General features: G+C 67.9%; 9 protein-coding genes. 4 read left to right on the top strand and 5 right to left on the bottom strand.

The annotated features are described in order from the left end of the window. Positions 1-109: 109 nt before the first annotated feature. The gene (locus ABZ154_RS15040; protein ID WP_356832587.1) at positions 110-1,192 is read right to left on the bottom strand and encodes an inositol-3-phosphate synthase; all 1,083 of its coding nucleotides are present in this window, start codon (positions 1,190-1,192) and stop codon (positions 110-112) included. A gap of 59 nt (positions 1,193-1,251) precedes the next feature. Further along, positions 1,252-1,935, bottom strand: coding sequence for a helix-turn-helix transcriptional regulator (locus ABZ154_RS15035; protein ID WP_356832585.1), 684 nt, complete (start codon positions 1,933-1,935; stop codon positions 1,252-1,254). A 399-nt stretch (positions 1,936-2,334) separates the two neighbouring features. On the opposite strand from ABZ154_RS15035, the gene ABZ154_RS15030 reads away from it, so the two are divergent. Further along, a complete protein-coding gene (locus ABZ154_RS15030) occupies positions 2,335-5,040 on the top strand; it encodes a transglycosylase domain-containing protein (protein WP_356832583.1) in 2,706 nt (901 codons plus the stop codon). 216 nt (positions 5,041-5,256) lie between these two features. Further along, positions 5,257-6,762, top strand: a complete 1,506-nt coding sequence (locus ABZ154_RS15025) for a glycosyltransferase 87 family protein (RefSeq protein WP_356832581.1) — start codon at positions 5,257-5,259, stop codon at positions 6,760-6,762. A gap of 15 nt (positions 6,763-6,777) precedes the next feature. Here the strand turns inward: ABZ154_RS15025 and ABZ154_RS15020 are convergent, their stop codons facing one another. The 3 genes from ABZ154_RS15020 to ABZ154_RS15010 all read right to left on the bottom strand — a co-directional run bounded on the left by ABZ154_RS15020 (position 6,778) and on the right by ABZ154_RS15010 (position 9,509). Next, on the bottom strand, positions 6,778-7,809 hold the full coding sequence (locus ABZ154_RS15020) for an alanine racemase (protein ID WP_356832579.1): 1,032 nt from the start codon (positions 7,807-7,809) through the stop codon (positions 6,778-6,780). 77 nt (positions 7,810-7,886) lie between these two features. After that, positions 7,887-9,005: a peptidoglycan bridge formation glycyltransferase FemA/FemB family protein gene (locus ABZ154_RS15015; RefSeq protein ID WP_356832577.1), complete on the bottom strand. Its 1,119-nt coding sequence runs from the start codon at positions 9,003-9,005 to the stop codon at positions 7,887-7,889. A 162-nt stretch (positions 9,006-9,167) separates the two neighbouring features. Then, positions 9,168-9,509: a hypothetical protein gene (locus ABZ154_RS15010; RefSeq protein ID WP_356832575.1), complete on the bottom strand. Its 342-nt coding sequence runs from the start codon at positions 9,507-9,509 to the stop codon at positions 9,168-9,170. 336 nt (positions 9,510-9,845) lie between these two features. On the opposite strand from ABZ154_RS15010, the gene rpsF reads away from it, so the two are divergent. After that, complete coding sequence (gene rpsF, locus ABZ154_RS15005; RefSeq protein ID WP_015609864.1) at positions 9,846-10,136, top strand: 30S ribosomal protein S6; 291 nt, start codon at positions 9,846-9,848, stop codon at positions 10,134-10,136. 74 nt (positions 10,137-10,210) lie between these two features. Then, positions 10,211-10,849: a single-stranded DNA-binding protein gene (locus tag ABZ154_RS15000; protein ID WP_355122469.1), complete on the top strand. Its 639-nt coding sequence runs from the start codon at positions 10,211-10,213 to the stop codon at positions 10,847-10,849. The last annotated feature ends 36 nt before the right edge of the window (positions 10,850-10,885 follow it).

The following is a 10,885-nucleotide window of genomic DNA, read 5'->3' as shown; positions in this document are numbered from 1 at the left end:
GAACAGCCAACTGTGGTGCGGAGCCCGGGCGATGTCACCCCCGACGTGTGTGACGAGGTGAGCGTCGCCGCTCAGTGCTCCGGTGATGCGGTCATGCGTGAGGGCTGGTTCAGCTCTCGGTTTCGCCGTTGATGAACCGCTCGACGTTCTCGCGAGCCTCGTCGTCGAAGTACTGGACCGGCGGGGACTTCATGAAGTAGCTCGAAGCCGAGAGGATCGGGCCACCGATGCCGCGGTCCTTGGCGATCTTCGCCGCACGGACGGCATCGATGATGACACCGGCCGAGTTCGGGGAGTCCCACACCTCGAGCTTGTACTCCAGGTTCAGCGGAACGTCGCCGAAGGCGCGGCCCTCGAGGCGCACGTACGCCCACTTGCGGTCGTCCAGCCAGGCCACGTAGTCCGAGGGGCCGATGTGGACGTTGTCCGCACCGAGCTCGCGGTCACGGATCTGCGAGGTGACGGCCTGCGTCTTCGAGATCTTCTTGGACTCCAGGCGCTCACGCTCGAGCATGTTCTTGAAGTCCATGTTGCCGCCGACGTTCAGCTGCATCGTGCGGTCCAGGACGACGCCCCGGTCCTCGAAGAGCTTCGCCATCACGCGGTGCGTGATGGTGGCGCCCACCTGGGACTTGATGTCGTCGCCGACGATCGGGACACCGGCCTCGGTGAACTTGTCCGCCCACTCCTTGGTGCCCGCGATGAAGACCGGGAGGGCGTTGACGAAGGCGACCTTGGCGTCGATGGCGCACTGCGCGTAGAACTTCGCGGCGACCTCGGAACCGACGGGGAGGTAGCAGACGAGAACGTCGACCTGGTTGTCCTTGAGGACCTGGACGACGTCGACCGGGGCGTCCGCGGACTCCTCGATCGTCTCGCGGTAGTACTTGCCCAGACCGTCGTGGGTGTGGCCGCGCTGGACGGTGACGCCCGTGTTCGGCACATCCGCGATCTTGATGGTGTTGTTCTCGCTGGCGCCGATGGCGTCCGCGAGGTCGAGGCCGACCTTCTTCGCGTCGACGTCGAAGGCGGCGACGAACTCGACGTCGCTGACGTGGTAATCGCCGAACTGGACGTGCATCAGGCCGGGCACCTTGCCGGCCGGATCTGCGTCCTTGTAGTACTCGACGCCCTGCACCAGCGAGGCGGCGCAGTTGCCCACGCCTACGATGGCTACGCGAACCGAACCCATTCCGGTTGCTCCCTGTGTAATCGGTGTTTCCGATGAAGTCCCCGCGGAATGCGGTGACTTCACTTGGCGGTGTCGTCGGACGGATCCGGCGGGGTGTCACCCCGGCGCCGGGGCAGGCCGCCCGTCTCTCCTGATGTGTCCTGCTGAGCAGAGCCCTCGGGCGAGGATCGTCTCTGATCCCGTCCCGACCGCTCGCTCTCGATGAGCTCGTTCAGCCAGCGCACTTCGCGCTCCACGGACTCCATGCCGTGTCGCTGCAGCTCAAGTGTGTAGTCGTCGAGTCGTTCACGCGTGCGGGCGAGGGAGGCGCGCATCTTCTCCAGACGCTCTTCCAGCCTGCTGCGCCTGCCTTCGAGCACCCGCATCCGCACGTCTCGTTCGGTCTGGCCGAAGAAGGCGAAGCGTGCCGCGAAGTGCTCGTCCTCCCAGGCGTCCGGACCGGTGTGCGAGAGCAGCTCCTCGAAGTGCTCCTTACCTTCAGCCGTCAGCCGGTAGACGATCTTCGCCCGGCGCCCGGTGAGGGACGAGGCGGGCGTGGTGTCCGCCGGGTCACCGGAGGGCTCCTCGATCAACCAGCCGCTGGCCACCAGCGTCTTGAGGCATGGATAGAGAGTCCCGTAGCTGAACGCACGGAAGATGCCCAGCGACGTGTTGAGGCGTTTACGCAGCTCGTAGCCGTGCATCGGAGACTCGCGGAGCAGCCCGAGAACGGCGAACTCGAGGATGCCGGAGCGTCGGCTCACGTGCGTCTCCTCCTTCTGCCGTTGGTTCCGCGGGAACCGTCTGCCGGATCCACTGACGTACTTATGCCGCACTGATGTATCGACTCGATACATCAGCACGATAGATCGGTACGACGGGTTCGACAAGGGTGACCTTCGTGAGCGGCGTCACATCGTCAATTCGTAGGAAGCGACTTGCGTTGTTTGGGGTGAAGTTCGGCCCTAGGAGGGTTTTGACCGTGCGTAGTCTGTGCGGCATGCAGACCACCGGGAACCGTGAGGCGCCGTTGCGCGTCAGTTATCGCGGACTGCCGGATGTACTGCGGATGAGCCTTCCGCAGGGCTGGTCCGTAATTCGGGGGGACCGGATCTCAACTGCCGCTTCCAGGCGCTCTCGCCTGCCCGAGGAGTAGTCGTTCCATGAGCGAGCACCGTCGCAAATCGTCTCAGCCGCAAGGTGGCGGGCGGGCCGCGGCCAGACGAGCCGCCCAGCAGCCAGCAGGACGCCGAGCAGCGCCGTCACGCAGAGCTACATCCGTGTCACATGCCGAGCCGCAGGGCGAGGAGCGCCCGTACGGCAGCCGTGCTGAGGCCCGTCGTGCGGCTCAGCGCGGCGGGGGCCGGCGGCGGGGTGGCCAAGATGCCGGGCCTCCCGGCAAGCAGCGCCTGATCGACTACCCGCGGCACGGCCGGTACGGATTCCGCCGCTGGCTGCCCTCGTGGAAGCTCGTCTCGGGCCTCTGCGTGGGCTTCCTCGGCATGCTGATGGGCGTGGCTGGCGTCTCGTACGCCCTGGTCGACAAGCCGAACATCCAGGATGCCGCCAAGGCGCAGAACAACGTCTACTACTGGGCCAACGGCAAGCAGATGGTGGCGACCGGCGGGGTGGCCAACCGCCAGGAGATCAGCTACGAGCAGATCCCCGTGGCGATGCGCAACGCCGTGGTCGCGGCCGAGAACAAGAGCTTCTGGACGGACAAGGGCATCGACCCCAAGGGCATCGGCCGTGCGGTGTTCAACATGGCCACGGGCGGTCAGACCCAGGGTGGTTCGACCATCACCCAGCAGTACGTGAAGAACTCGCGGCTCAATCAGGACCAGACGCTCTCGCGCAAGTTCAAAGAGCTCTTCATCACCCTCAAGGTCGCCGGGGAGGAGAAGAAGGAGACGGTCATGGCCGGCTACCTCAACGTCTCCTACTACGGGCGTGGCGCCTCCGGTCTGCAGGCCGCGGCCCGTACGTACTACGAGAAGGACGCCACGGACCTGAACCCGAGCGAGTGCGCCTTCCTGGCGACGCTGCTCAAGGGTGCGAGCTACTACGACCCGGCCGGTGCCACCGACATCGACCCCCAGGGCGCGACCCCGGAGAAGAACCGCGAACGCGCCGAGAAGCGCTGGAAGTGGATCCTCGACGAGCAGGTCAAGGACGGCAAGATGTCGGAGGAGGACCGGGCGAAGTACAAGGAGTTCCCCGAGCCCAAGCCGCCGAAGAAGAACGCGAAGCTGGGCGGTCAGACCGGCTACCTGGTGGAGCTGGCGCGCAAATACTTCCTCGCCAACAACGACCGGAACATCACGGCCAAGGACATGGAGCTCGGCGGCTTCGAGATCCACACCACCTTCGACGAGACGAAGGTGAAGCAGCTCGCCAAGGCGGTGGACAAGGTCTACAAGGCCAAGATCCGCCCCGAGGAGCGTCCGAAGACGGACACCCATGTGGAGTTCGGCGGTGCCTCGGTGGACACCAAGACGGGCGCCATCCTCGCCACGTACGGCGGACAGGACGCCACGAAGCACTTCACCAACAACGCCGACGCCACCGGCGCCCAGGTGGGCTCGACGTGGAAGCCCTTCGTCCTGGCCGCGGCGATGCGGTACGGCGTACGCGACCCGAAGCTCGGACCGGACCAGGACGACACCCAGCGCACCATCGTCTCGCCGGAAAGCATCTACAACGGCGACAACAAGCTCCAGATCAAGGAGTACAACGGCAAGGTCTGGAAGGACCAGGACGACAACGAGTGGCTCCAGACGAACGACGGCGACTACAACCACGGTGAGATCGACCTGCGACACGCCATGGAGCAGTCGGCCAACTCCCCCTTCGTGCAGCTCGGTATGGACGTCGGGACGGACAAGGTCAAGGAAGCCGCCGTCGCCGCCGGCCTGAAGGACGACGACATGATGGCGGACTCCACCGTTCCGTCGTTCTCCATCGGTACGTCCTCGCCCAGTGCCATCCGGATGGCGGGCGCCTACGCCACCTTCGCCACGAGCGGCCAGCAGAACCCCACGTACTCGGTCACCGAAGTGAAGGAGAAGGGCAAGACCGTCTTCCAGCACAAGAAGCAGCCCAAGCGCGCTTTCTCCCCGCTCGTCGCGGACAACGTCACGGACGTGCTGAAGAACGTGGTGGAGAACGGCACGGGCAAGCCCGCACGGCTCGAGGGACGTGAGGCGGCGGGGAAGACGGGCACGACGGACGGCAACAAGTCCGCATGGTTCGTCGGTTACACCCCGCAGCTCTCGACGGCGATCAGCATGTTCCGCATGGACGACGACGAGACGAACACCAAGCGCAAGTTCGAGGAGATGTTCGGCACCGGCGGCGAGAAGAAGATCCACGGAAACTCGTTCCCGGCGTCCATCTGGCACGACTACATGACCGCGGCGATGAAGAAGGAGAAGGTCCTCTCGTTCCCGGAGCCGCAGCCCATCGGTGACACGGTCTGGGGTGGTGGCGCGGCCAGCCCGACCCCGACCCCCACGCCGAGCCCGACACCCTCGCCGACGCCCTCCAGCGAGGAGCCGGAGCCGCCGACGCCTTCCCCGACGCCCACCACTCCGTCACCCACGCCGAGCAAGACCTGCGAGTTCTGGGACCGGGAGTGCCAGAACCCCAACGGCGGTGGAGCGAACGCCGGAGCCGACGGAGGCGCGAACGCGGGAACGGACGGCGGTGGAGCGAACGCCGGAACCGACGGAGGCGCGGACGGGGGAGCCGACGGCGGTGCCAACGCCGGCACCACCGAAGGCACCACGCAAGGGACCACCGAGGGTGCCAACGGCGGGAACGCCGGAACCAACGGAGGCGGGCTATGGAGCGGCGCCAACGGCGGATAGCCGCACCGCTCCAGGGCCCGTGAACGGCCCTGGACGCCCGTAGGACGAGGGCCGCCGCACCGGACGTGGGGTGCGGCGGCCCTCGTCGCGTTCAGGGGCAGCGGCACGCCTCTCCGTACCGTCTCTCCGTACTCCGTACGCGCTCCTTCGCTTCCCCGCCTGTGTCCTGGGCCGGTCCATGCCCCGGCCACAGTCCCGTACGGCAGGATGTGCGGCATGCCAAGCCCCAGTGCAGAGGACACGAGCGTGCAGCAGCAGGAGCGGCCCGTCGTGCGGCCCACCGATCAGGACGAGGTCGCGGCGGCCGGCAGTGAGCTGTTCGGCGGGCGGGTGGGGCGCTGGGCACGGCTCGGCGACGGCCCGCTGACGCCCGTACGGGTCGTCGCCCTGACCATGATCGGGATGTTCGCGCTCGGCATGGTCCAGAAGATCCCCTGCTACGAGTGGGCCTGGTTCCGCGGAGCCACCTCGCAGTACACGCACGCCTGCTACTCCGACATCCCGCACCTCTTCCTGGGACGCGGCTTCGCCGACGGCCTGGTGCCGTACTTCGACCGGCTGAGCGGCGACATGCAGTACCTGGAGTACCCCGTACTGACCGGGGTGTTCATGCAGGTTGCAGCCTGGCTGACCCTCACGCCGGACAGCGACCCCATCCAGCAGCGCGAGCAGATGTACTGGATGGTCAACGCGGGCATGCTGATGATCTGCGCGGTGATCATCGCCGTGTGCACCGTACGCACGCACCGGCGGCGCCCCTGGGACGGCCTGCTGGTCGCGCTGGCTCCCGCGTTCGCCCTCACCGCAACGATCAACTGGGACCTGCTGGCCGTCGCCCTGACGGCCGCGGCGATGCTCATGTGGTCGCGGGGCCGGGTGCTCGCGTTCGGTATCCTCATCGGCCTCGCGACGGCCGCCAAGCTCTACCCCGTCCTGCTGCTCGGCCCGCTCCTGGTGCTCTGCTGGCGGGCGGGCCGGTGGCGCGAGTACGGCACGGCCCTGCTCGGCGCGGGCGCGGCCTGGCTGGCGGTGAACCTGCCGGTGATGCTCTACGCACCCGAGGGGTGGCGGAAGTTCTACACCTTCAGCCAGGAGAGGCCCATCGACTTCGGCTCGTTCTGGCTGATCATCACCCAGCGCACCGGGAAGCCCATCGACGTCGAGACGGTGAACACCGCCTCCGTGGTCCTCATGGTCGTGTTCTGCGCGGGAATCGCGGGCCTGGCACTCACCGCCGCCCGGCGGCCGCGCTTCGCCCAGCTCGCGTTCCTGGTGGTGGCCGCGTTCATCCTGACGAACAAGGTCTACTCACCGCAGTACGTGCTCTGGCTGATCCCGCTGGCCGTACTGGCCCGCCCGCGCTGGCGCGACTTCCTCATCTGGCAGGCCTGCGAGGTCATGTACTTCCTGGGCATCTGGTTCTACCTCGCGTACACGAGCGGCGGCGACAAGCACCAGGGGCTGCCGCAGGAGGGATACCAGCTCGCGATCGCTCTGCATCTGCTGGGCACGCTGTACCTGTGTGCCCTGGTCGTCCGGGACATCCTGCTGCCGGAGAAGGACCCGGTGCGCCGGGACGGGTCGGACGACCCGTCGGGCGGGATCCTCGACGGGGCGCCGGACGCGTTCGTGCTGGCACCCGAGACCCGGACGTCCGGGCACACGGCCCCGAGGGTCACAGGGGCGGCCCAGGTGAGTTGGGGCGCGGCCCGGGAGCGCTGACCCGGGGCGGCTCGCTCAGCGGTCGACGAGCCGGTCGGGCTGCGTGGTCGTGTGGCGGAGATGGGCGACCAGCTCGTCACCGACCCGCGGCTCCTGCGCGTCGGACGGCACGAACAGGATCGACACCTGCATGTGCGGCGGCTCGGCGAACCACCGCTGCTTGCCCGCCCAGACGAACGGCGACAGGTTGCGGTTGACGGTGGCCAGACCGGCGCGGGCGACGCCCTTGGCCCGCGGCATCACCCCGTGCAGCGCCTTGGGCGCCTCCAGACCGACCCCGTGGGACGTACCGCCCGCGACGACGACCAGCCAGCCGTCGGACGCGGCCTTCTGCTGGCGGTAGCCGAACCGGTCGCCCTTGACGACGGGCGTGACGTCCAGGACGGCCCCCCGGTACTCCGTGGCCTCGTGGTCACCGAGCCAGAGCCGGGTCCCGATGCGGGCGCGGAAGCGGGTCTGCGGGAACTGCTGCTGAAGCCGGGCCAGTTCCTCGGCGCCCAGATGGCTGACGAACATGGTGTGCAGCGGCAGCCGGGCGGCACGCAGCCGGTCCATCCACCCTATGACCTCCTCGACGGCGTCCGAGCCGTCGGTGCGGTCCAGCGGCAGGTGCAGCGCGAAGCCTTCGAGGCGTACGTCCTCGATCGCCGCGTGCAGCAGCCCGAGCTCCTCCTCCTTGACCCCGTGCCGCTTCATCGAGCTCATGCACTCGATGACGACGCGGGCGCCCACCAGGGCGTGCACCCCGTCGACGGAGGAGACGGAGCGGATGACGCGGTCCGGCAGCGGAACGGGCTCCTCGCCCCGCCGGAACGGGGTCAGGACCAGCAGGTCGCCGCTGAACCAGTCTTTGATCGTGGCGGCCTCGTAGGTGGTGCCCACGGCAAGGGTGTCCGATCCGAAGCGGATCGTCTCGTCGGCGAGCCGCTCGTGGCCGAAGCCGTAACCGTTGCCCTTGCAGACCGGTACGAGTCCGGGGAACTGGTCGATCACGGACTTCTGGTGCGCCCGCCAGCGCGCGGTGTCGACGTAGAGGGAGAGCGCCATGGCCGGCCCGGAACCTTTCTGGTGGCTGCGGTGAATCGGGGAACGAACGGGGTGTGCCGAGAGGGTGGTGGAGCCGGTCAGCGGCGCGACATGTACATGTCGAGCGCCTTGTGGAGCAGCTTGTTGAGGGGGAAGTCCCACTCGCCGACGTACTCGACCGCCTCGCCGCCGGTGCCGACCTTGAACTGGATCAGACCGAAGAGGTGGTCGTTCTCGTCCAGCGAGTCGCTGATGCCGCGCAGGTCGTAGACGGTGGCGCCCATCGCGTAGCTGTCGCGCAGCATGCGCCACTGCATGGCGTTCGACGGCCGGACCTCGCGCCCGATGTTGTCGGAGGCGCCGTAGGAGTACCAGACGTGCCCGCCGACGACGAGCATCGTGGCGGCGGAGAGGTTCACGCCGTTGTGCCGGGCGAAGTAGAGCCGCATCCGGTTGGGGTCCTCGGAGTTGAGGACGGTCCACATGCGCTGGAAGTACGAGAGGGGGCGCGGGCGGAAGTGGTCGCGCACGGCAGTGATCTCGTAGAGCCGCTGCCACTCGGCGAGGTCCTCGTAGCCGCCCTGGACGACCTCGACACCTGCCTTGTCGGCCTTCTTGATGTTGCGGCGCCACAGCTGGTTGAAGCCCTTGAGGACGTCCTCCAGGGAGCGGTTGGCCAGCGGCACCTGGAAGACGTAACGGGGCTGTACGTCACCGAATCCGGCGCCGCCGTCCTCGCCCTGCTGCCAGCCCATCTTCCGCAGCCGGTCGGCGACCTCGAAGGCGCGCGGCTCGATGTGGGTGGCCTCGACGTCGCGCAGGCGCTTCACGTCCGGGTCCTGGATGCCGGACTTGATGGCCGCCGAGTCCCAGCGCCGGATGACCACCGGCGGGCCCATCTTCACGGAGAAGGCGCCCTGCTGCTTGAGGTGGGCGAGCATCGGCTGGAGCCAGTCGTCCAGGTTGGGCGCGTACCAGTTGATGACCGGGCCCTCGGGCAGGTACGCCAGGTAGCGCTTGATCTTCGGCAGCTGGCGGTACAGGACGAGGCCCGCCCCGACCATCTCGCCGTCTCTGTCGAACCAGCCCAGGTTCTCCGAGCGCCATTCGGTCTTCACATCAGCCCACGCCGGGACCTGGCAGTGACTGGCCGAGGGCAGGCTCTGGATGTACGCCAGATGCTGCTCTCGGCTGATGGTCCTCAGGGTCAGGCTCATGCGGGGCGCTCCTCGGCAGGTGTGTCCCCATGGGTCAGGGGCTCCGGCTCTCGCGCCGAAGCCTACTGTGACCGAGGGGTACCCGGCCTGGCAGCGTAGGGCCGGACCGCCCGCGGCAGACCGGCACGACCGCCTTGGCGGCCGCCCCGGGTCATGCGCCGCTCAGGTGATGACGCCGCCGAAGAGGCCGCCGTGCGCCATACCGAGGTAGAAGCCGACCGCGGAGGCGCCGATCCCCATGATCAGGCCGAACCTCTCCCAGGTGGTCTTCGAGATGTACTGGCCGTAGACACCGGTGAGAATCCCGGCCAGCCCCGCCCACGAGCTGATCAGGTGCAGATGGTGGAACATCGCCGTCACGAAGGCGAGGACGCCGAGCACGCCGGTCACCACCATCAGGACGTCCTGGACGGGGTGGGGCCTGCCGTCCGTCGCGAAGAGCGAGCCGGTGGCGGGGCGGCCGGTCGTGGACCGGGAGCCGGCGGGACGAATGGTCTGTGCCATGGATGACCTCCTGGCCGGACGGGCGGTGGAATGTAGCGCCTCTCACACCGCATCTGTCTCGATTGTGCCCCTGCGGATCCGGATCCGCAGGCCGGAATCCGGACCGGAAGTGCCCCCTGACCTCCGGATTTCAACCGGAAGCCGGTCTACAGGTAGTCTGTACGGTCTGCACCGGTGTCTGCCCAGGCCAGCACGGCGAGCCCCTCCTCCAGGAACATCCCGGGAGCGGATTGTCAGTGCCGGGTGTTCTCCTCGGAGACGCCGTTGCACTACGCATCACGACCCTCCTGCCACGGAACGACCGTGGCCGCTGAGTCCAAAGGAGGTGGGTTCCACATGCGTCACTACGAGGTGATGGTCATCCTCGACCCCGATCTCGAGGAGCGAGCAGTCTCCCCGCTGATCGAGAACTTCCTCTCCGTTGTCCGTGAGGGCAACGGAAAGGTGGAGAAGGTCGACACCTGGGGCCGTCGTCGGCTCGCTTACGAGATCAAGAAGAAGCCCGAGGGCATCTACTCGGTCATCGACCTGCAGGCCGAGCCTGCGGTCGTCAAGGAGCTCGACCGCCAGATGAACCTGAACGAGTCGGTCCTCCGGACCAAGGTCCTCCGTCCCGAGATCCACTGAGCATCTAGCTCAGCGTTTTTCGGGTCCGAGTAGCAGCAAGCAGCCAGAAGCAATCCCCGCCGAGAGGTTCACCCATGGCAGGCGAGACCGTCATCACGGTCGTCGGCAATCTCGTCGACGACCCCGAGCTGCGCTTCACCCCGTCCGGTGCGGCGGTCGCGAAGTTCCGTGTCGCGTCCACTCCCCGCATCTTCGACCGGCAGACCAATGAGTGGAAGGACGGCGAAGGCCTGTTCCTCACCTGCTCGGTCTGGCGACAGGCGGCGGAGAACGTCGCGGAGTCGCTCCAGCGAGGCATGCGCGTCGTCGTGCAGGGCCGGCTGAAGCAGCGGTCCTACGAGGACCGTGAGGGCGTCAAGCGCACGGTCTACGAGCTGGACGTCGAGGAAGTCGGCCCCAGCCTCAAGAACGCCACGGCCAAGGTCACCAAGACCACCGGTCGCGGCGGTCAGGGCGGCCAGGGCGGGTACGGCGGCGGTGGCGGCCAGCAGGGTGGCGGCAACTGGGGCGGCGGTCCCGGTGGCGGTGGCCAGCAGGGCGGCGGCGGTGCTCCCGCCGACGACCCGTGGGCGACCGGCGCGCCGGCAGGCGGTCCGCAGAGCGGTGGCCAGCAGGGCGGCGGGAGCGGCTGGGGCGGAAGCCCCGGTGGTTCCGGTGGCTCGGGTGGCTCCGGCGGCTCTGGCGGCGGCTACTCGGACGAGCCCCCTTTCTAGGGCGGCTCGTACCCCCACTTCTTGATCACACAGGAG

The organism is Streptomyces sp. NPDC006261 (assembly GCF_040613515.1).
Taxonomy (GTDB): Bacteria; Actinomycetota; Actinomycetes; order Streptomycetales; family Streptomycetaceae; genus Streptomyces.
Note: the sequence above shows the minus strand (reverse complement) of the source record. Positions and strands in the feature narration are given on the sequence as shown.

What these genes read in the sequence shown, in the direction of transcription:
- ABZ154_RS15040 (WP_356832587.1), bottom strand. Translation starts at nt 1,192, where the DNA reads ATGGGTTCGGTTCGCGTAGCCATCGTAGGCGTGGGCAACTGCGCCGCC.
- ABZ154_RS15030 (WP_356832583.1), top strand. Translation starts at nt 2,335, where the DNA reads ATGAGCGAGCACCGTCGCAAATCGTCTCAGCCGCAAGGTGGCGGGCGG.
- ABZ154_RS15025 (WP_356832581.1), top strand. Translation starts at nt 5,257, where the DNA reads ATGCCAAGCCCCAGTGCAGAGGACACGAGCGTGCAGCAGCAGGAGCGG.
- ABZ154_RS15020 (WP_356832579.1), bottom strand. Translation starts at nt 7,809, where the DNA reads ATGGCGCTCTCCCTCTACGTCGACACCGCGCGCTGGCGGGCGCACCAG.
- ABZ154_RS15015 (WP_356832577.1), bottom strand. Translation starts at nt 9,005, where the DNA reads ATGAGCCTGACCCTGAGGACCATCAGCCGAGAGCAGCATCTGGCGTAC.
- ABZ154_RS15010 (WP_356832575.1), bottom strand. Translation starts at nt 9,509, where the DNA reads ATGGCACAGACCATTCGTCCCGCCGGCTCCCGGTCCACGACCGGCCGC.
- rpsF (WP_015609864.1), top strand. Translation starts at nt 9,846, where the DNA reads ATGCGTCACTACGAGGTGATGGTCATCCTCGACCCCGATCTCGAGGAG.
- ABZ154_RS15000 (WP_355122469.1), top strand. Translation starts at nt 10,211, where the DNA reads ATGGCAGGCGAGACCGTCATCACGGTCGTCGGCAATCTCGTCGACGAC.